This is a genomic window from Paraburkholderia xenovorans LB400, from assembly GCF_000013645.1.
Lineage (GTDB): Bacteria > Pseudomonadota > Gammaproteobacteria > Burkholderiales > Burkholderiaceae > Paraburkholderia > Paraburkholderia xenovorans.
This window is the reverse complement of record NC_007951.1, coordinates 2,712,255-2,733,173: the sequence shown is the minus strand read 5'-3', so window position 1 is coordinate 2,733,173 and position 20,919 is coordinate 2,712,255. Positions and strand designations below refer to the sequence as shown.

The 20,919-nt window shown below is 63.6% G+C and carries 17 protein-coding genes and 1 pseudogene; 14 read left to right on the top strand and 4 right to left on the bottom strand.

What is annotated here, in order from left to right:
- Window positions 1-263 precede the first annotated feature (263 nt).
- Entirely contained in the window at window positions 264-1,568 is a 1,305-nt protein-coding gene (locus tag BXE_RS12090) for an MFS family transporter (protein WP_011488587.1), read from the top strand.
- 103 nt (window positions 1,569-1,671) lie between these two features.
- Here the strand turns inward: BXE_RS12090 and BXE_RS12085 are convergent, their stop codons facing one another.
- The gene (locus tag BXE_RS12085) at window positions 1,672-2,109 is read right to left on the bottom strand and encodes a PGDYG domain-containing protein (protein WP_011488586.1); all 438 of its coding nucleotides are present in this window, start codon (window positions 2,107-2,109) and stop codon (window positions 1,672-1,674) included.
- A 189-nt stretch (window positions 2,110-2,298) separates the two neighbouring features.
- Entirely contained in the window at window positions 2,299-2,817 is a 519-nt protein-coding gene (locus tag BXE_RS12080) for a Spy/CpxP family protein refolding chaperone (RefSeq protein ID WP_011488585.1), read from the bottom strand.
- Between the two features lie 198 nt (window positions 2,818-3,015).
- Between BXE_RS12080 and BXE_RS12075 the strand changes: the two genes are divergently transcribed.
- The 4 genes and pseudogenes from BXE_RS12075 (at window position 3,016) to BXE_RS12065 (ending at window position 6,363) form a co-directional block, all read left to right on the top strand.
- Window positions 3,016-3,900, top strand: coding sequence for a LysR family transcriptional regulator (locus tag BXE_RS12075; RefSeq protein ID WP_011488584.1), 885 nt, complete (start codon window positions 3,016-3,018; stop codon window positions 3,898-3,900).
- A 168-nt stretch (window positions 3,901-4,068) separates the two neighbouring features.
- Window positions 4,069-4,527 (top strand): Lrp/AsnC family transcriptional regulator, encoded by a 459-nt coding sequence (locus BXE_RS12070; protein WP_007181725.1) that lies wholly within the window; start codon window positions 4,069-4,071, stop codon window positions 4,525-4,527.
- Window positions 4,528-4,662: 135 nt separating this feature from the next.
- A pseudogene (locus BXE_RS47215) lies at window positions 4,663-4,767 on the top strand (3-octaprenyl-4-hydroxybenzoate carboxy-lyase); the annotation flags it as partial.
- A gap of 498 nt (window positions 4,768-5,265) precedes the next feature.
- Window positions 5,266-6,363: a saccharopine dehydrogenase family protein gene (locus BXE_RS12065; RefSeq protein WP_011488583.1), complete on the top strand. Its 1,098-nt coding sequence runs from the start codon at window positions 5,266-5,268 to the stop codon at window positions 6,361-6,363.
- 141 nt (window positions 6,364-6,504) lie between these two features.
- Here BXE_RS12065 and BXE_RS12060 read toward each other — a convergent pair whose 3' ends face one another.
- Entirely contained in the window at window positions 6,505-7,122 is a 618-nt protein-coding gene (locus BXE_RS12060; RefSeq protein ID WP_011488582.1) for an AAA family ATPase, read from the bottom strand.
- Complete coding sequence (cydX, locus tag BXE_RS43665) at window positions 7,119-7,268, bottom strand: cytochrome bd-I oxidase subunit CydX (RefSeq protein WP_038457877.1); 150 nt, start codon at window positions 7,266-7,268, stop codon at window positions 7,119-7,121. Before cydX ends, BXE_RS12060 begins: the two co-directional genes overlap by 4 nt.
- Before the next feature lie 253 nt (window positions 7,269-7,521).
- On the opposite strand from cydX, the gene BXE_RS12050 reads away from it, so the two are divergent.
- From BXE_RS12050 to BXE_RS12010, 9 genes are all read left to right on the top strand, one after another.
- The gene (locus BXE_RS12050; RefSeq protein ID WP_011488580.1) at window positions 7,522-7,989 is read left to right on the top strand and encodes a hypothetical protein; all 468 of its coding nucleotides are present in this window, start codon (window positions 7,522-7,524) and stop codon (window positions 7,987-7,989) included.
- 180 nt (window positions 7,990-8,169) lie between these two features.
- Window positions 8,170-9,147 (top strand): magnesium/cobalt transporter CorA, encoded by a 978-nt coding sequence (gene corA, locus BXE_RS12045; RefSeq protein ID WP_011488579.1) that lies wholly within the window; start codon window positions 8,170-8,172, stop codon window positions 9,145-9,147.
- 366 nt (window positions 9,148-9,513) lie between these two features.
- Window positions 9,514-10,476 (top strand): sugar ABC transporter substrate-binding protein, encoded by a 963-nt coding sequence (locus BXE_RS12040; protein ID WP_011488578.1) that lies wholly within the window; start codon window positions 9,514-9,516, stop codon window positions 10,474-10,476.
- Between the two features lie 312 nt (window positions 10,477-10,788).
- Window positions 10,789-12,387 carry a sugar ABC transporter ATP-binding protein gene (locus BXE_RS12035; protein ID WP_011488577.1) on the top strand — a complete coding sequence of 533 codons (1,599 nt, stop codon included), beginning with the start codon at window positions 10,789-10,791 and terminating at the stop codon, window positions 12,385-12,387.
- Entirely contained in the window at window positions 12,384-13,481 is a 1,098-nt protein-coding gene (locus BXE_RS12030; RefSeq protein WP_038457881.1) for an ABC transporter permease, read from the top strand. Before BXE_RS12035 ends, BXE_RS12030 begins: the two co-directional genes overlap by 4 nt.
- A 185-nt stretch (window positions 13,482-13,666) precedes the next feature.
- Window positions 13,667-14,707, top strand: coding sequence for a LacI family DNA-binding transcriptional regulator (locus BXE_RS12025; RefSeq protein WP_011488575.1), 1,041 nt, complete (start codon window positions 13,667-13,669; stop codon window positions 14,705-14,707).
- A gap of 472 nt (window positions 14,708-15,179) precedes the next feature.
- Window positions 15,180-16,985, top strand: a complete 1,806-nt coding sequence (locus BXE_RS12020; protein WP_011488573.1) for a methyl-accepting chemotaxis protein — start codon at window positions 15,180-15,182, stop codon at window positions 16,983-16,985.
- A 414-nt stretch (window positions 16,986-17,399) separates the two neighbouring features.
- On the top strand, window positions 17,400-18,161 hold the full coding sequence (locus BXE_RS12015; protein ID WP_011488572.1) for a 2-keto-4-pentenoate hydratase: 762 nt from the start codon (window positions 17,400-17,402) through the stop codon (window positions 18,159-18,161).
- Window positions 18,162-18,969: 808 nt separating this feature from the next.
- Window positions 18,970-20,892 (top strand): PrkA family serine protein kinase, encoded by a 1,923-nt coding sequence (locus BXE_RS12010; protein WP_011488570.1) that lies wholly within the window; start codon window positions 18,970-18,972, stop codon window positions 20,890-20,892.
- Window positions 20,893-20,919 lie beyond the last annotated feature (27 nt).

Below are 20,919 nucleotides of genomic sequence, written 5' to 3'. Positions count from 1 at the left end.
AGGCGCCTTGTTCAGTCACATCATCATGCCGTCGGCGCGCGTTGAGCGGCGTCTCATGCTCGCTCTGTCTGATTGCCCGGCGGCAGTGGACATACATTTTTTGACAAAAAATCATTGAGACGCCCAACATTAAATTAGAGATGCAGAAGGTCAAGCCGGGAAGTGAAACATTCATTTAGAATGCCGAACCAAGAGACGAATACAGGCGTGGAGGAACCTCGCCATTAATAATTAACAGGGGACATCCAGGAGCACAAAAACCAATGACAAATCTCAATATTCCAATGGCAGTTTCCACGAACGACACCCGGCGCCGCATCTACGCGATTGTCGGCGCTTCATCGGGCAATCTCGTCGAGTGGTTCGACTTTTACGTGTATTCGTTCTGCGCGCTGTACTTCGCGCCGGCGTTCTTCCCGAGCGGCAACCCGACCACGCAGCTGCTCAACACCGCGGGCGTGTTTGCCGCCGGCTTCCTGATGCGCCCGATCGGCGGCTGGTTCTTCGGCCGCCTTGCCGACAAGCACGGGCGGCGCACCGCGATGATGGTGTCGGTGTTCATGATGTGCGGCGGCTCGCTGGTGATCGCGGTGCTTCCTACTTACGCGCAGATCGGCGCGCTGGCGCCGGCGCTGCTGCTGCTCGCGCGGCTGTTCCAGGGGCTGTCGGTGGGCGGTGAATACGGCACCAGTGCGACCTATATGAGTGAAGTCGCGCTCAAGGGCCGGCGCGGTTTCTTCGCGTCGTTCCAGTACGTCACGCTGATCGGCGGGCAGTTGTTCGCGCTGCTGGTACTGGTGATCCTGCAACAATTGTTGACCACTGAAGAACTGAAGGCATGGGGTTGGCGCGTGCCGTTCGTGATCGGCGCGCTCTCCGCAGTGGTTGCGCTGTATCTGCGGCGCTCGCTGGAGGAAACCACCACGGCCGAAACACGCCATCGCAAGGAAGCCGGCACGCTGCGCGGCCTGTGGCTGCACAAGGGCGCGTTCATGACGGTGCTCGGCTTCACGGCCGGGGGTTCGCTGATTTTCTACACGTTCACCACCTACATGCAGAAGTACCTGGTCAACACGGCGGGCATGCACGCGAAGACGGCGAGCAACGTGATGACCGCGGCGCTGTTCGTCTACATGCTGATGCAGCCGGCATTCGGTGCGTTGTCGGACCGCATCGGCCGGCGCCGCTCGATGCTGTTCTTCGGGTTCTTCGCAACCATCGGCACGGTGCCGTTGCTGCACGCGCTGAAAGACGTGACGAGCCCGTATGCGGCGTTCGGCCTGGTGGTGGCGGCGCTGGCGATCGTCAGTTTCTACACGTCGATCAGCGGCCTGATCAAGGCGGAGATGTTCCCGCCGGAAGTGCGCGCGCTCGGCGTGGGGTTGTCGTATGCGGTGGCCAATGCGATTTTCGGCGGCTCGGCGGAATATGTCGCGCTGTGGCTGAAGCAGGCGGGCAGCGAGTCCACGTTCTACTGGTACGTGACGGCCATGTGCGCAATCGCCGGCGTCGTAGCGTTCCTCATGCGTGACCCGTCGAAAGAAGGGTATCTGCGGCACGAACCGTGAGCCGCGCGCAAAGCCCGGACACCACGCGCTGATCGCGCGGGCCTGGCCGTCACGAGTCAGGTGCCTGCGCGGTCAGCGTCGCTGTGCATGTTGTTGTCCATGTCTAACTCGCCGGGCGATAAACTTTCGCGAAGCGTGCGGCCTGTACGACACCGTAGTCGCCGGGCGCGTATTGCATGACCCAGTCGCCGGCGGCGCCGTGCAGCACGTCGCCACCGTTGGCTGAGCGTGCCAGCGTGAACGCTTCATGCATCTGTTTGGCCAGCACGACGGCGGGGCGGTTGCGGTACGCGCCCGCTGCGCCGTGTGAGACGGCTGCGTCGGCGGGAACGTATTTGGCGTCGAAGCGTTCGCGTGAGACGACCCAGCGGTCGCCCGTCGATCCGGTGATCAATGCGTCGCCGCGGACATAGCGGTTCGGGCCTTCAAGGCTCATCAGCTCGCCTGCGGCGGCGGCAAATTCCACGCTGACCGTTTCGTCTTTTACGACACGGCACGCGTTAACGTCTTGACTCAGATCGAGATTTTTGAGGTCGGTCATGAAGCGGGCGGGTATGAAGAGCAGGGCGGCGGCGCCGGACTTCAACTGTTCGGGCCGCGTATGACTCGCATCATGCCAGATGCATCAGAGAACCGGTTTCTTTTGCGACGATGACAGCGCGGGCCGGAGCCCGCCGTGCGGCAAATCCGCGCGGCGGGCGATCGTTTCGCAATTGGTCTAATTGGTCTATTACGGCTTCACAATGGCGTCGCTGGCGGGCGCGGCGGGCTTGCCGCCTTTACCCTTGCCTCTGCCATGATGACCGTGGCCTTCCATCCCGCCCGGCTGACGGAACGTCGCATCCGCCAGCTTCTTCTGCTCCGGCGAGAAGCTGTTGTACAGCGGATCGAACGCATCGACCAGTTTCTTCATGCCGTCCGCATGTGCTTGCGCGATCGTTGCGTATTGCTTCATGTCGTCGAGTGCCGACACGTTGGTCGCGGCGCGGCGTTGCTGGAACAACTCGCCCATCGTCTGGCCGTTGCTGCGCATGACGTCGGCGAACGCGTTCCACTGCGATTCCTGTGCCGAAGTGATCTTCAGTTGCGAATGCAGGTAGGCGATGCGGTCTTCGACATTGCGCTCGTGGCCGGCTCTGGCGGCGGGTGCCGAAGCGGCGTTCACCGGTGCCGACGCCGGCGCGGAAGTTTGTGCGAACGCGCCGCTCATGGCGACCGCGGTGGCCAGCATTACCAGTGCTTTTTTCATCGAAACTCCTGATGTCTGTTCGAATTGGGACAAGGCTCGCGTGCGGGCGGCCTGTCGTGTGGTGGTCATGCGTGGGTCATGATTATGCACGCCGGCCGGCTGCCCAGTTTGCCGCCGCCGCTATTAGTATCACGATATCCCTACAATGCGGCTGTTGTGCGACAAACGCTTACAACCGAAACGAACAGGAAATAGCGGGTGGATAAATTCGTCAGCATGGAAATCTTCGTCGCCGTGGTGGAGGCGGGCAGCCTGACGGCGGCCGCCGAGCGCTTCGATATTTCGTCGGCGATGGTGGGCAAGCATATCCGTTCGCTGGAAACCCGCCTCGTCACGCGGCTGCTGACGCGCACGACGCGCCGGCAAAGCCTGACCGAGATTGGCCGGCAGTATTACGAGCAATGCCGGCGCATCCTCGCCGACGTGAAAGACGCCGAGTCGCTCGCCGAGGCAATGGCCGCCGCACCGCGCGGCGTGCTCAAGGTGACGGCGCCGCTCACTTACGGCGTCGAAGTCTTCGCTCCGGCGATGACCGAGTACCTTACCGCGTGGCCGGACATCACGCTCGAACTCGACCTTTCGAACCGCGTGATCGACCTCGTGGAAGAGGGCTTCGACGCGTCGGTGCGTATCGGCCAGTTGCCGGATTCGAGTTTCGTCGCGCGGCCGCTGAAGCCTTACCGGATGCGCGCATGCGCGTCGCCGGCCTATCTGGCGCGCGCCGGCACGCCGCGCACGCCGGAAGATCTGATGCAGCACGAATGCCTGGGGTTTCTGCACTGGGGCCGCGAAGGTTTGTGGCGCCTGGGCGGCGAGACCGCGGACGAAAACCATCTGCGCGCCGGACGGTTTCGCGCGAACAACGGCCAGGCGCTCAAGGTGGCCGCGCTGCACGGCTTCGGTCTGGTGTTGCAGCCGGAGGCGCTGCTCGCCAGAGAAATCGCCAGCGGCGAATTGGTGTCGGTGCTGGAAGACTATCTGCCCGAGGGCGCGCCGGTCCATCTGCTGTATCCGCGTGATCGCCGCGCCACGCCCAAGCTGACCAGCTTCATCGATTTCGTGATCGAACGGTTCGGCGCGTAAGCCTGGCGGCCGCCCCGAGCTTCCTTGATATGCAGGAATGCCTGCCATGCTGTGGCGGCATGCATGGCGATGCATGGGCGGTGCATGCCGACCGGTCCTGCGCATTCTCCATGCGCCGCTGAAGACGCGCGATAATCCGCCTCACCTGACCACTTCATTCGCCTCTCGATGAGACCTCCGCGCCTCGACCAACTCGACGATCTCGACCGCAACCTGGTTGCGCTTCTGCAAGCCAATGCTCGCGAGAGCGTCGCCAATCTCGCGCGCCAACTGGGCGTGGCGCGTACCACGGTGATCGCGCGCATTGCGCGGCTCGAGCGCAGCAATGTGATTGCCGGCTACAGCGTGCGGCTCGGCCAGGACGTGCTCGACTCGAGCATCATGGCTTATGTCGGCATCATCATCGCGCCGAAGCACGGGCCGGCCGTGCAGAAACGCCTTGGCAAGATGCCCGAGGTGCAGTTGCTGTGCGCGGTGAGCGGCGAGTTCGACTACGTTGCATGGCTGCGCGCCGATTCGCCCGATCGCCTCAACGATCTGCTCGACCAGATCGGCGGACTGGAAGGCGTGGAGCGGACCACGACCTCGATCATTCTCGCGCGCAAGATCGACCGCGGCATGGTGTGAGCGCGTGGCGTGCCGTTGTTCGCTGTGCGTTGCTTAGCGAGGCGCCGTTGATTGCGCGTTGACTGCGCGCGTTGACTCTGTTCGTGCCGCCGTTCGCACCGCTGTGCGCGCTGCGCGCCGTTCGCTTCCCTGTCGCCGGCCTTCTACAACCAGCCCGCTTCCATCGACGAAATGGTCGATCACACCGTGGCGCGCGTGCTGGATCGTTTCTGCTGTTCGCTCCCCGGTTTGCTTTCCCCTGTTCGCTTTCCCTGTTCGCTTTCCCGGGTTCGCTTCCTCCGGTTCGGGCCGCGTGGACGGAGCCGCGCTGTTCAGGCTTCCGTGTTCGATTCACGCTCTCCAGGCTGCTCCATTCAGGCTGCCCTCGTTCAGCTCGCACCGCTCGATCCGTTTACACCGTTTTAACAGCTTTTCGACATATCGACTGAGTCATTCGTCATAACGTCGAAGTTAATGGTCATAGCGCAGCATTTTGCGCGTATGAAGTGTTTTTGCTTCTCCCTAAACTGTGACTCAAGGGTTCAGCCCGCCGGGCGCCGCGCCACGAGCGCAGCGCACTTCCCAAGCTGGAAACAGCACACAGAAAAGGACTGGAATTGGCGCTTTAGCTGTCGATCGGAGTTTGCGTTTCAGCTACCGGCCAGAGTTCGCGCTTGAGCGCGTCACTCCGGTCCCAGGCACAGCGCGCACGCCGATCCCACGCAAAAGCACCCGCTCCGGCCGATAAAGGAGAAGCGCATGAAAGTAGCCATTGTTGGTGCAGGTCTGATCGGTCACACCATCGCCCATATGCTGCGTGAAACCGGCGACTACGAAGTCGTCGCGTTCGACCGCGACCAGCACGCGCTCGACAAGCTCGCGGCCCAGGGCATTCCGACCCGCCGCGTGGATTCCGCCGATGCCGCCGCGCTGCGCGCCGCCATGCAGGGCTTCGACGCGCTCGTCAACGCGCTGCCTTACTACCTCGCGGTGAACGTGGCCTCGGCGGCCAAGGGTGCGGGCGTGCATTACTTCGATCTGACGGAGGACGTGCGCGCCACCCATGCGATCCGCGCGATCGCCGACGACGCCGATCACGCCTTCATGCCGCAGTGCGGGCTCGCGCCGGGCTTCATCGGCATTGCCGCGCACGAACTGGCGAACCGCTTCACTGAAATCCGCGACGTCAAGATGCGCGTGGGCGCGCTGCCGGAATTCCCGACCAACGCGCTGAAGTACAACCTGACGTGGAGCGTCGACGGTCTGATCAACGAGTACTGCCAGCCGTGCGAAGCGATCCGCGACAGCCGCACGCAATGGGTGCAGCCGCTCGAAGGCCTTGAACATTTCTCGCTCGACGGCACCGAATACGAAGCCTTCAACACCTCCGGCGGCCTCGGCACGTTGTGCGAAACCTTGTCGGGCCGGGTCGAGTCGCTCGACTACAAGTCGGTGCGTTATCCGGGCCACCGCAACCTGATGCAGTTCCTGCTCGAAGACCTGCGTCTTGCCAGCGACCGCGACACGCTCAAGAACATCCTGCGCCGTTCGGTGCCTTCCACCGCGCAGGACGTGGTGCTGGTGTTCATCACGGTGAGCGGCATGCGCGACGGTCAACTGGTGCAGGAAGTCTTCACTCGCAAGATCTTCGCGAAGACGGTGTGCGGTGTGCCGATGAGCGCGATCCAGATCACCACGGCCGGCGCGATGTGCGCGGTGCTCGACCTGTTCCGCGAACAGAAGCTGCCGCAAAAGGGTTTCGTGCGTCAGGAGCAGGTGGTGCTGCGCGACTTCCTCGCGAACCGTTTCGGGCAGTTGTACGAGGGACAGTCGCTGGAGACGGTGGCTACGGTCTGAGGACCCGGCACCGAGGGCCGTGCGGCAACAACGTGGCAGCAGGCTGAACGCTTTGCCGCAAGCAGGAACGAAGGCTCCACAGAGCGCCTTTGGAACGCCCCGCGATGCGGGGCGTCGTTTTTTCGCCGGACGCGACGCCGGCTATACCGGCACCGGCGGCATGATCGCCGCCGCCTGCGGTTCATCCACGATGCGCGCGAGCAGGGTCTGGTAGTCCGCTGAAGCAGGCGCGGTATTGTCGAACATCAACAGGTCGTCGCAGATAGCGCCGCTGGGGACGAAGCGGCGCTGCCGGTACTCGTCCCAGTGCGCGAGTTTGTAGGCGTCGTTGGGATTCGCGCGCTTCACGATGCGCTGCCGCGCCGTCTCTTCCGACGTATAGACCCACACGACCCGTATCACCACTTCCGCGCCGACTCCCAGCCACGCGCGATCGAACAGGCGCCGCTCGCGCACTTCGCGCGAAAGCGGCCCGACCACCAGCGCGCTAACGCCGAGTTCGAGATTGTCGCGGGCGGTATCGAGCAGGCCGCGATACTCGGGGTCGCGCAGATGCTGCAGGAACAACGGGCTGTCGCGGTCGTTCGGATCGCCGGTCAGCATGGCCATCGCGGCCGCGCTGTAGCCGCCGTAGAGCGTATCTTTATCGAGCAGGCAGAAGGGCGTGCCGCTCGCTTTCGTCAGCGGACCATGCAGATTTTTTGCGAGCGTGGTCTTGCCCGTGCCTGCGTGACCGCAGAAGAAAACCAGATGCGTCACGAAGGCGTGTCTCCGGGCGTGGCGGCGATGGTGTCGGCGCGCTGCGGGTCACGCGCGAACTTGCCGCCGGCCTCCAGCCACATCACGTTGATGATGCCGAAGCCCAATGCCACGCCAATGCCGAGAATCCATGTGAAATACCACATTGCTGTCTCCTTGACCGGCAGCTTACGGAACTGCCCTTTGCAGCGATCATGAAGAAGAACGCGGCGCCACGCAAGGGGGCATGGGGTCGTCCATTCGGCCAGGCTGGCGGAACGGGCTCGCGTTGCTATCATGAATGGCAATAGATGAGCAGCAATGAGCGGCGGCGGTGAGGACGGCAATGCAGCGTCGTCCAGCCTGCTGTTAGAAGAGGCAGCAAGGCGGGACTACAATCAACAATACGGGAGAACCCGCATGCCGGTGCGTCTTGATTACCGCCGCAAAGCCGCGCTGGTCGCCTGCGCGAGGCTCGGCATGCTGGCCATGTTGAGCTTGGGCGTGCTCGCCGGCTGCGCGTCGACACCCGCCGAGCCCGTTCCGTTCAAGCCGGTGCCGGCCGCGCGCATCGTTCAGCCCGGCTACACGGAGCCGGGCGCGGGACTCGTCGCCGTGGATGTGCGGCGCGAGCGCTCGCGCGACGTGATCGTCCGTTTTCGCGATGTCCTCGTGTATGTCGACGGCGAACAGGTCACCGACCTGATGAACGGCGAGCACGTGGTCTTCTATCTGAGCCCGGGCGTGCATCGTGTCGGCGTGTCGACGCAGTTCGATCCGGTTGTCGAAATGCGCTTCACGGTGACGGCGGATACGCGCTACACGAACCGCGCATCGGTCACGTTCGGCGAAGACCACCGCATTGCGCTGCAACGGGTGGCTCACTAGGCGTTGTCTGCCGCGCAGGTGTTGAGCCCGCACCTTTGCGGCTTGACAATTCGATACCTGAGCGCCACGCGTAGCCGCTAACATGGCGGCTAACGCAAATCTGTCCATGCAGACCGGCTGCCTGGCTTACGCGTCGTAAGCGTGTGGCCGGTCTGTTTTCGTTTTGAAGGTAATCCAAACATGCTGATCAATTGCGCCGCCTATCAGGACGGCCGGAAGCTGGCAGACATCGATATCGATAGCATCAGCGACTACGTGGCGCGGCCCGAGTGTTTCGTCTGGGTGGCGCTGATGGACCCGGGCCCGGGCGAACTGGCCGTGATGAAACACGAGTTCGGCCTGCACGAACTGGCGATCGAAGACGCGCAGAACGGCCACCAGCGTCCCAAGATCGAGGAGTACGGCGAGTCGCTGTTCGCCGTGATGCACACGGTGGAGATGGACGAACACGGCGAACTGCTGATCGGGGAAGTGGACGTATTCGTGGGCAGCAACTATGTGCTTTCGGTGCGGCGCGGTACGCGCACCGGCTTCAGGAACGTGCGCGCGCGCTGCGAGCGCGAGCCGCAATTGCTCAAGGAAGGCTCGGCGTTCGTGCTGTATGCGCTCGCCGACGATATCGTCGACCGGTATTTCCCGATCATCGAGGCGCTGAACAGCGAGATCGAGGAGATCGAAGACCGGATCTTCGACCGCAACAATTCCGCGGCCTCGCGCGCGATCATCCAGGATCTCTACTCGTTAAAGCGCCGTCTCGTGATCCTGCAGCACCATATCGCACCGCTGCAGGAAGCCATCAGCAAACTGACGGGCGGCCGCATTCCGAGCGTCTGCGAGGGCATGCAGGCGTACTTCCGCGACGTCTACGACCATCTCGAACGGATCGTCAGAATCATCGACGGACGGCGCGAAATGGTGGTGACCGCCGTGCAGGTCAATCTCGGCATGATTTCGCTCGCCGAGAGCGAGGTGACCAAACGGCTCGGCTCGTTCGCGGCGCTGTTCGCGGTGCCGACCATGATCGCCGGCATCTACGGGATGAACTTCGAGAGCATTCCCGAGTTGCACTACAAGTACGGCTACCCGATCTGTCTGGCGGTCATGCTGACCGTCGACCTCGTGCTGTACTGGCGGTTCCGCAAGGTCGGCTGGCTCTGACGGTCGGGCACGGCATCGTGCCGCGTTATCCGGGCTTGCATCGCGCGCAATAAAAGTCCAGCATAGGCGGCCCGTCGGCCTGTGATCTTGCGGCTGACGGCAAATTTGCCATGCCCAGACCCAGCGAGGGACGCTTTGCCACACGCTTCACTACACGCTTCACTACACGCAACCTGCCGGTGCGCCGGTTCGAATCGATCGCCTGCGCCGCACAGGCCGAGCGCCGGTGCACCGCAACACCGTGCGGCGTTGACAAGCTGAACCGACTGCGCTGAGAATGAGCCTCGCAAACGTTTGCGCGCCATTAAAACGCACTAATTAAAAAATAAGGCTCCGCAGCGAGCCTGCCAGACCCTGGAGATATGCATGAGCCAACGCATTCGCCGCCGCATCCTGGTGGCTGCCGTCCTCGCCATCGCTAGCGCCGCCTTGCCGTTTTCGTCTGCGTACGCGCAGAACGCGCCCGCCCACAAGCCGAGGGTCGCGCTGGTGATGAAGTCGCTCGCCAACGAATTTTTCCTGACTATGGAAACCGGCGCGAAGGACTATCAGAAGCACAATGCCTCGCAGTTCGACCTGATTACCAACGGCATCAAGGACGAGACCGATACCGCGAACCAGATCCGCATCGTCGAGCAGATGATCGTGTCGAAGGTCGACGCGATCGTGCTGGCGCCGGCCGATTCGAAGGCGCTGGTGCCGGTCGTCAAGAAGGCGGTGGATGCGGGCATCATCGTCGTGAATATCGACAACCGGCTCGATCCGGACGTGCTCAGGTCGAAAGACCTGAACGTGCCGTTCGTCGGCCCGGATAACCGCAAGGGTGCGCAGAAGGTCGGCGATTACCTGGCCAGAAAGCTCAAGGCGGGCGACGAGGTCGGCATTATCGAAGGCGTGTCGACCACCACCAACGCGCAGCAGCGCACCGCGGGTTTCAGGGACGCGATGCAGAAGGTCGGCGCGAAGGTCGTCTCGGTGCAATCGGGTGAATGGGAAATCGACAAGGGCAACGCGGTCGCTTCGGCCATGCTCAACGAATACCCGAACCTGAAGGCGCTCCTCGCGGGCAACGACAACATGGCGATCGGCGCGGTCTCGGCCGTGCGCGCGGCCGGCAAGCAGGGCAAGGTGCTGGTGGTCGGCTACGACAACATCAACGCGATCAGGCCGATGCTCAAGGACGGCCGCGTGCTCGCCACCGCGGATCAGTATGCGGCCAAGCAGGCCGTGTTCGGTATCGACACCGCGCTGAAGGCGTTGAGCGAGCACAAGAAGCAGTCCGATCTTTCCGGCGTGGTGGAAACGCCGTGCGATCTGATCACGAAGTAGGCATCGCCCGGTGAGTGCCGGGGTAAGTGCGTACGCAGGCCGGTGTCAGTGCATGTCTGCTGCGCGCTGCATGAGATGCGCGCACCGACTTGCGTCTATTCAATAAACGCTCAAGAAACCTGCCGCGCCGCCGTTAATTTCAGAGATAAGCGTCATGACGGCGCCGCGCGACGGGAGGGGTGCGTGACTGGGGGCGTGGCTGTTGGCGCCCGCGCATTCCGCGCATTGGGCCGGCATGACACGAGGCGGCCGGCGGCGGCTTCGTGCGAGCGGATCGTATGAGGCCGCCGCCGCTCTGGAACCAGGATTGCGATGGATTCGACCGATCACGACGCTGTGCCTGCCGTACTGTCCGTCAGCGGAATCGGCAAGACCTACGCCGAACCGGTGCTGGCGGACATTTCGCTGTCGCTGCGCGCGGGCGAGGTGTTGGCGTTGACCGGCGAGAACGGCGCAGGCAAGAGTACGCTGTCCAAAATTATGGGTGGGCTGGTCGAGCCGACCACCGGTACGATGCGCCTCGTCGGCGAGCCTTACGCGCCGGCAAGCCGCACCGAAGCCGAGGCGCTCGGCGTGCGCATGGTGATGCAGGAGCTGAATCTGCTGCCAACTTTATCGGTGGCCGAAAACCTGTTCCTGAACCGCTTGCCGCGGCTCGGCGCGTTCAGCTTCGGCTGGATCGACCGGCGCAGGCTGCGCGAAGACGCGCGCGAGGCGATGGCGCAGGTCGGTCTCGACGCGATCGATCCGGACACGCTGGTGGGCGAGCTCGGTATCGGCCATCAGCAGATGGTGGAGATCGCGCGCAACCTGATCGGCGACTGCCGCGTGCTGATTCTCGACGAGCCGACCGCGATGCTGACCGCGCGCGAGGTCGATCTGCTGTTCGACCAGATCGACCGGCTGAAGGCGCGCGGCGTGGCGCTCGTCTACATTTCGCACCGGCTCGAAGAACTGGCGCGGGTGGCTGAGCGGATCGCGGTCCTGCGCGACGGGCGGCTGGTGCATGTCGACGCAATGGCCAACCTCACCAGTGACGAGATCGTCACATGGATGGTCGGCCGTGAACTCGGTGAGCGGATCGATCTCGGCGTGCGCGACATCGGCGCGCCGCTTCTGAAAGTGGAGCGGCTCACGCGCGGCAAGGTGGTGCGCGACGTGTCGTTCGAAGTGCGCGCGGGCGAGATTTTCGGCATCAGCGGCCTGATTGGCGCGGGCCGTACGGAGTTGATGCGGCTGATCTACGGCGCCGATCAGAAAGATAGCGGCAGCGTCGCGCTGGCTGGAACGCCGGGCGCGCCGCCCACGCCGGTGCAGATCGCTTCGCCCGCGGACGCGGTGCGCGCCGGCATCGCGCTGATCACAGAAGACCGCAAAGGCGAAGGCCTGCTGCTGCCGCAGCCGATCGCGGCCAACGTGTCGCTCGGCAATATCGGCAGCGTGGCGCGGCACGGCATCGTCGATGCGAAGCGGGAGAACGCGCTGGCGCAGACGCAGATTGCGGCGATGCGGATTCGCACGTCCGGGCCCGCGCAGATTGTCGGCGAGCTCTCGGGCGGCAACCAGCAGAAGGTCGTGATCGGCCGCTGGCTGGCGCGCGACTGCCGCGTGCTGTTATTCGACGAACCGACGCGCGGTATCGACGTCGGCGCGAAGTTCGATATATATGGCCTGATGGGTGCGCTGGCTCGCGAAGGCCGCGCGCTCGTGGTGGTGTCGAGCGACCTGCGCGAGCTCATGCTGATCTGCGACCGGATCGGCGTGATGTCCGCGGGCAGCATGACGGGTGTGTTCGAGCGCGACAACTGGTCGCAGGATGCGTTGCTGGCCGCGGCTTTCGCCGGCTATCGCAGCCGCGACGCGTTGCTGCACGCCGCCCCCGACATCAGCGAAGCAGGGAGTCTGTCATGAACGATCAGTCGTTGCCGGAAGCATCGGGCGACAAGCCGGGCGCGGGCCGCACGGATGGTGCAGGTGGTGCAGGCGGCGCAGGCGGCGCGAGTGGCGCGAGTGGCGCGACACCGCCAGCCGACCCGTCGGCGCCGCTCGCGAGCGGCAAGCCGGCCGGCACGCGCCTGGGCTTTTCGAATTACCTCGGGCTCGCCGGCGCGTTGCTGGCGATGATCGTGCTGTTCTCGCTGCTGAGTTCGCACTTTCTGACGTACGACACGTTCAGCACGATCGCCAACCAGATTCCCGATCTGGTGGTGATGTCGGTGGGCATGACTTTCGTGCTGATCATCGCCGGGATCGATCTGTCGGTGGGATCGGTGCTGGCGCTGGGTGGGTCGGTGGTGAGCGTGGCCGCGCTGAAGTGGGGCTGGGGGCCGTTGCCGTCGGCGCTGCTCGGCGTCGCCGCGGCGGCGTTGACGGGCACCCTTACCGGCGCGGTGACGGTGGGCTGGCGGATTCCGTCGTTCATCGTCTCGCTCGGCGTGCTGGAAGCCGCGCGCGGCATGGCGTATCAGATGACGAATTCGCGCACCGCCTACATCGGCGACGCGTTCGATTTTCTCTCGAACCCGATCGCCGTCGGCATCTCGCCGGCGTTCCTGATCGCGGTGGCGGTGATGGTGATCGCGCAGTTGGTGTTGACGCGCACGGTGTTCGGCCGCTACCTGGTCGGCATCGGCACCAATGAGGAAGCCGTGCGGCTGGCGGGCGTCAATCCGCGGCCGTACAAGGTGATCGTGTTTGCGCTGATGGGCGGCCTCGCCGGGCTGGCCGCGCTGTTCCAGATCTCGCGTCTGGAAGCGGCCGATCCGAATGCGGGCGTCGGCCTGGAGCTGCAGGTGATCGCGGCCGTGGTGATTGGCGGCACGAGCCTGATGGGCGGGCGCGGCTCGGTCATCAGCACTTTTTTTGGCGTGTTGATCATATCGGTGCTGGCGGCCGGGCTCGCGCAGATCGGCGCGAACGAGCCGACCAAGCGGATGATCACCGGCGCGGTGATCGTGGTGGCGGTGGTGCTGGATACGTATCGCAGCCGCCGCAAGCGCGCCTGATTGGGGGCGGCACGCGCGGAACAGGCCGACAGCACGGGCCGGAGAATAACGCAGCAAGGGCAGTCACGGCGTCATGAGCGGTAAAGCGTAAGAATTCATGGGTTTGGTCAGTCTTCGAAGAAGACGTCCGGTGGGTCGCCAGGTGGCGTGGCCGGTGGGCAAAACAGGCAGGAGAGCAACAGGTTATGGCGACGATCAAGGATGTAGCGGCCGCGGCGGGCGTGTCGTTCACGACGGTATCCCACGTGGTGAACAACTCGCGGCCGGTGTCGGCCGACGTGCGCGCGAAGGTCGAACACGCGATCCGTCAGCTTCACTATGTTCCGTCGGCGGTGGCCCGCTCGCTGAAGGCGCGTTCGACGGCGACGATCGGGCTCGTCGTGCCGAACACCACGAACCCGTATTTCGCGGAACTGGCGCGCGGGATCGAAGACGGTTGCTCACGCAACGGCTATTGCGTGTTCTTCTGCAATTCCGACGACGATCCGGCCAAGCAGCGCAACTATCTTCGCGTGCTGCAGGAAAAGCGCATCGACGGCCTGATCGTCGCCTCCGCCGGCGACGACGCCGTGCTCGCGCAGACGCTCGCCGACTCGCGCGAGCCGCTGGTCATTCTGGATCGCAACATCGAAGGGCTGAACGCGGATCTGGTGCAGATCGACCACGAGAAGGGCGCGTATTTCGCGACCCGGCACCTGCTCGAACTGGGGCACGTGCGGATCGGCTGCATAACGGGGCCGGTTCAGACGGCGGTCAGCGCAATGCGCGTGCACGGTTTTATCCGTGCGATGACCGAGCGCGGCATCGAGATTCCGCCCGATGCGATCGTCGAAAGCGATTTTTCGGGCACCGGCGGCCACCGTGCGGCCGGCCAGTTGTTCGACACGGTCAAACCGTCGGCGATTTTTGCCTGCAACGACATGATGGGCATCGGCGCGCTGCGCGCAGCCGCCGAACGCAACATCAGCGTGCCGCGTGATTGCTCGATCATCGGTTTCGACGATATCGAACTGGGACGCTTCACTTATCCAGCGCTCTCGACCGTCGGGCAATCGGTGCGCGCGCTCGGCGACATGGCCGCGCAGACGCTGATCGAGCGGATCGCCGGCACCTCGTCCGGCAGTCCGCGTCCGCCGGGGCGCCGGCGCGTCGTTTCGCCGCGCCTGATCGTGCGCGAATCCACCGCGACCTGGGGCGGTGCGGCCAAACGCAATCTGGCGGCCTGAGGCGCCGCCGTGCGCGGACTTTCAGACGCGCATTCGCCCAGCGGCGGACCGCGGCTACTTGCGCTACGCATTCGTGCGTAACCGCTGCTGATAACCGGAATGGCCTCTCGTGGCATGGGTGGCTCTCGTGGCACGGGTGGCGTGGCTGGCGCGCTCGCCGCCAGCCACGCCGTCACCCGCCGTATTTCCACCGCGCCGCCGCAGCTTCCCCTTTCTAACTTCCCTCTGCACGCGTTGGTGCGCACTCGCTGCGTTCATTCACCCGCAACCGCAACATCGTCAGCGGTTTGTAATTTCTTCCTGTTGCTTACGGCGGCTTTCCTCATACCATATAAATCCTTCAAGGAAGCCATCGCCATGCCGTAAACAGAAGTTATTAGAGCGCCGCCTCAAATGAGCGCCGACACGCAGCAACCACACGCTTTTCCACGCTGCGCACGCAACTCTCATTTTTCAAGCACAGGAACCACGCATGTTGAACAAGGGCATTACGATCAAGGCGCGGATAGGCCTCACGATGGCTTTTCTCGCCGCGTTGCTGGTGGCCATCGGCGTGTTCGGACTGTTCGGCATGAGCCGTTCGAACCACGCCTTAAGCGACACTTTCACCAACGCCATGCCGAGCGCGGTCGACATCGGCAATGCCGAACTTTACGCGGCGCGTGAGCGGCTGGCGCTCGACCGCGCAGCGTTCATGATAGGCACGCCGGAAGCCGCGCCGACGCTCGAGCGAGCGCGTGGCATGCGCGCCACGTCGGACATGTGGTGGAAACAGTACATGGATCTGCCGCGCGAGCCGGACGAGGACCGCCTCGCGCAGGACGTCGTGTCCAGACGCGAAGCACTGCATCAGCAACTGGACGCCTTTGCGGCGACCATCGCCGCGAACGATCAGGCGAAGCTGGTGGACGGCGCCAAGCGCCTGCAAGTCGCCTACAACGACCTCGCCAATGCCGACGACGCCTTGCGCAAATACCAGTTCACATCGGCGAAAGAGGGCTACGACGCGGCGGAAAGCAGCTTCGAACTGTTCCGCCTGATCAGTGGCGGCGCGCTGCTGATCGGCGTGCTGGCCGCGGCGATCTCGTACCTGGCGCTCAGCCGCGCGATCGCCCGGCCGCTCGACGCGGCGCTCGGCTATTTCGACGCGATCTCAGCGGGCGATCTGCGCCGGCCGGTCATCGTGACCTCGCGCGATGAAATGGGGCGACTGCTCGAAGGGATCGCCAGGATGCAGCGCAGCCTCACCGACACGGTGCGTAGCGTGCGCAGCGGCAGCGAATCGATTGCGACCGCCACCCGTCAGATCGCCGCCGGCAATATCGACCTGTCCTCGCGCACCGAAGAGCAGGCTTCGGCGCTGCAGCAAACCGCCTCCAGCATGGAAGAGCTCACCGGCACGGTCAGGCAGAACGCCGACAACGCCCGCCAGGCGAGTTCGCTGGCGGCCAACGCGTCGGAGATCGCCAACAAGGGCAGCGCGGTGGTCGACAAGGTGGTCGGCACGATGGGCGACATCAACCAGAGCTCGGCCCGGATCGCCGACATTATTTCGATCATCGAAGGGATTGCGTTCCAGACCAACATCCTCGCCCTGAACGCGGCGGTGGAAGCGGCGCGCGCCGGCGAAGACGGGCGCGGTTTCGCGGTCGTGGCGGGCGAAGTGCGCAGCCTCGCGCAGCGTTCGTCGGCTGCGGCGAAGGAAATCAAGGAACTGATCGATACCTCGGTCGAGCGCGTGCAGTCGGGCTCGGCCCTGGTCGACGAAGCCGGTCGCACCATGACCGATATCATCGGCGCGGTGCAGCGTGTGACCGACATCATGGGCGAAATCGCCGCGGCTTCGGAAGAACAGAGCGGCGGCATCGATCAGGTGGCGCGCGCCGTCACGCAGATGGACGAAGTCACCCAGCAAAATGCCGCGCTGGTCGAAGAAGCGGCGGCCGCGGCGTCGTCGCTCGAAGATCAGGCCGGCAAGCTGCGGCACGCGGTCGCCGTGTTCCAGCTGGAAGAAACCGGTTACGCGGCGCCGCCGAGCGCCGCGCCGAAGCGCGCGCCCGCGCCCGCGCCGCAGCGCGCCGTGGTAGCCCGGAAGGGGGCGCGTACCGCCGCCGCGCATTCCGCGCCGCAAGGCGCAACTGCAACCGCGTCCGCGCCCGTAGCCGTAACGAAAGCGCCAGCCGCGACGCCGCAGCCCGCCGCCGCGCCGGCACGCATGCCCGCCAAAGCCATCGCGACGGCCGACGCCGGCAGCGACCACGATTGGGAAACGTTCTGAGCGGGAGTGCCGCTGAAATTTTTTCGCAACATTCATTCCCGCCGCGCGGATGGATCCCAGTAACTGGGTAATCTGCCGGCGCCGTGGCTACGTTGCTCAAAAAGACCGCGATTGCATCGGCATTCGCGGTCTTTTTTCATGGTGAGCGCGTTAAGTAACGTTTGCGAGCGCAGTCCGTACCCCTGGCGAGCGTCATGATCCGGTACATTGACGGACGCCCCGAAGGAACTCTTCCCGGGCTGCGCCCCGAAGGGAGTTCCCCTGGGACGCTGCAGGCATGTTGCGGCGATCGCTGACGCGCAGCGTCAGTCCGACGGGCGTGGTTTCGCCGCCTTCGAGCGCTGCCACACATGGCCATCCATTCACCAGCACGCCATACTCAACCGCTCAATGCGCCAGCCCCAAAGGACCGACATGACGCCTCACGACCTCGCGCACCGCCTCGTCGAAGCACGCCGGCAGCATCGCCCGATCGATGTGCCCGCCCCCGACAGCCTGCCGCCCGATGCGGCAACCGCGTACGCGATCCAGCAGGCGGTCATCGCCGGTCTCGGCGAATCGACCGGCGGCTGGAAGATCGGCGCCAAAGTGCCCGGCGGCGCCGCCGCGGGCGCGCCGATTCCGGGCTCGCTGGTGCTGCCGTCGCCGGCGCGCATCGCGCACGACAGCTTCTTCCGGGTGCTGGTGGAACTGGAGATCGCATTCCGCTTCGCGGAGGCGATCGAGCCCCGCGGCCGCGCCTATGCGCGCGACGAGGTGCTGGCCAAAGTCGGCGTCGTGCTGCCGGCCATCGAGATCGTCGACAGCCGATTCACCGAGTGGCCGAACGTCGCGCCGCTTGCGCAGCTGGCCGACGCGCAAAACAACGGCGCGTTGATTACGGGCCATCCGGTCGCGTACGCGGGCCTGGCGCGTGGCTTCGACTTCGTTTCACCCGAACTGGAGCTGAGTTTCGACGGCGATTCGCTAATCCCGGAAGCCACGGGCAATCCGGCGGGCGACCCGCGCGAATTGCTGGTGTGGTTCGTCAACCATTGCGCCGCGATGGGCATCACCATCGAGCCGGAATGGACGCTCACCACCGGTTCGTACGTCGGCGCTCACCGGCTGCACAAAGCGGGCATCGTGCGCGGACATATCGACGGCCTCGGAGAAGTGGAAATCGAACTGACCTGAGACGTCGCGCTTGTAACAGCGCATTACGGAATTTCACTCGAACGGCTGCCTGCGGGCAGCCGTTTTACATTCATCGCATCCGTGACGGCGCCGCTGCCGTATACACCTATTGGAACGGCGCACGGTCTTGCCGTCATCCAGTTAAACATGCGACTAACCATGCCGCTCACGCGGTTAATGCGAAGCGGCATGTGAAGGACGAAGCTTTATCGGTTCACGCGGGAATTGTGACGCGCTCGCGAAAGCGTGCGGAACAAAACCGCTCACGCGTTGACGAACCGGGTGATGTGGCACAGGCGCAGTCTGTTTCAGATTGGCACGGCACACTAACTGCGCATCAACATGTAACAGCCGACTGTTTGTGTAGACCGAACGCTTGTGTCGCGCGTTGATGAAAAAAGTGGCTGGACACAGAAAGCGGCCAGACGTGCGCGCTTTCGGCAACAAAGTGTGTGTGTGCAGACACGCTGTCTGATACAGCAGTGGGATTGTTCGATGAACGTAACGGCTGCCGCAGGACAGTATGGCAGGAGCACTGAGCAGCACTGCGCGAGAGTGCTGATGCGGCGTCGAGGCATGAGTGCAAAGGCAGCGGCGCATGACCGCAATCGCTGCGATATGAGTGCAAGATTGTAGGTGGTCGAAACTTTGTTTCCAAGTGAGGAATGTCGGGAGGCGAATGCGGCGCGATTTTCGCAACGTAGTTCGTGAAAAAAAATTTAAAAGGGTTTAGGATGAATTCGAGCGATGTCGTTTCCGAATAGCGCGCCGCGCACGACATCGGTCTAGACTTCGGCGAGGAGGTAGCATGGATATCTACAGCAGTTTCGCGACCCGCTTCGAGAAAACGCGAGAAGATGAGCTCTCGCTCGAGGAGTATCTCGCGCTCTGCAAAGACAATCCCGCCGCGTACGCCACGGCTGGCGAACGCATGTTGACGGCGATCGGGGAGCCGGAACAGATCGACACTCGTAACGATCCGCGCCTGTCGCGCATCTTCGCGAACAAGGTCATCAAGGTATACCCCGCATTCCGTGAGTTCTACGGAATGGAAGAGGTGATCGAGCAGGTGGTCGCCTACTTCCGGCACTCGGCCCAGGGGCTTGAAGAAAAGAAGCAGATTCTGTATCTGTTGGGCCCGGTCGGCGGCGGTAAATCGTCGATCGCGGAACGTCTCAAGCAGCTCATGGAGCGTGTGCCGTTTTACGCGATCAAGGGCTCGCCCGTGAACGAGTCGCCCCTCGGTCTGTTCGACTACGAGGAAGACGGCCCGATTCTCGAAGAACAATATGGCATTCCACGGCGCTACCTGAAAAGCATCCTGAGTCCGTGGGCGGTCAAGCGCCTGCACGAATACAACGGCGACATCCGCAAGTTCCGCGTGGTGCGCCGCTACCCGTCGATCCTTCGCCAGATCGGTATAGCCAAAACCGAGCCGGGCGACGAAAACAATCAGGACATTTCGTCGCTGGTCGGTAAGGTCGACATCCGCAAGCTCGAACAGTACGCACAGGATGACGCGGACGCCTACAGCTACTCCGGTGGCCTGTGTCTCGCGAATCAGGGCCTGCTCGAATTCGTGGAAATGTTCAAGGCGCCGATCAAGGTGCTGCACCCGCTGCTCACGGCGACTCAGGAAGGCAACTTCAAGGGTACGGAAGGCTTCGGTGCAATCCCGTTCGACGGCGTGATTCTCGCTCACTCGAACGAGTCCGAATGGAAGGCGTTCCGCAACAACCGCAACAACGAAGCACTGCTCGACCGGATCTTCGTGGTGAAGGTGCCGTACTGCCTGCGCTACGGTGAAGAGATCAAGATCTACGAGAAGCTGCTGCGTAATTCTTCGCTCGCGAATGCGGTGTGCGCGCCGGGCACCTTGAAGATGATGGCGCAGATGTCCGTGCTCACGCGTTTGCAGGAGCCGGAGAATTCGAGCCTCTTTTCGAAGATGCAGGTGTACGACGGCGAGAACCTGAAAGACACCGATCCGAAGGCCAAGTCTTATCAGGAGTACCGCGATTTCGCGGGCGTGGATGAAGGGATGACCGGCGTGTCGACCCGTTTCGCGTTCAAGATCCTCTCGCGCGTATTCAACTTCGACTCGACCGAGGTCGCGGCCAATCCGGTGCACCTGATGTACGTGCTCGAACAGCAGATCGAACGCGAGCAGTTCCCACCGGAAACCGAGCAGAAGTATCTGTCCTTCATCAAGGACGTGCTTGCCTCGCGCTATGCGGAATTTATCGGCAAGGAGATTCAGACCGCGTATCTGGAGTCGTATTCCGAGTACGGTCAGAACATTTTCGATCGCTACGTGACGTATGCGGACTTCTGGATTCAGGATCAGGAGTTCCGCGACCACGACACCGGCGAGAGTTTCGACCGCGCGGCGCTGAACGCCGAACTGGAGAAGATCGAGAAACCCGCGGGCATCAGCAACCCGAAGGACTTCCGCAACGAGATCGTGAACTTTGTGCTGCGTGCGCGTGCTGCCAATGGCGGGAAGAATCCGGCATGGGTCAGCTACGAGAAGCTGCGCGTCGTGATCGAAAAGAAGATGTTCTCGAACACGGAAGAGCTGTTGCCGGTGATCTCGTTCAACGCCAAGGGCTCGGCGGAAGAGCAACGCAAGCACGAAGACTTCGTCAATCGTATGGTGACGAAGGGCTATACGCCGAAGCAGGTGCGCTTGCTGTGTGACTGGTATCTGCGCGTGCGCAAGTCGTCATGATGCGCATTGCGTGCCGCCCGCGCGGCA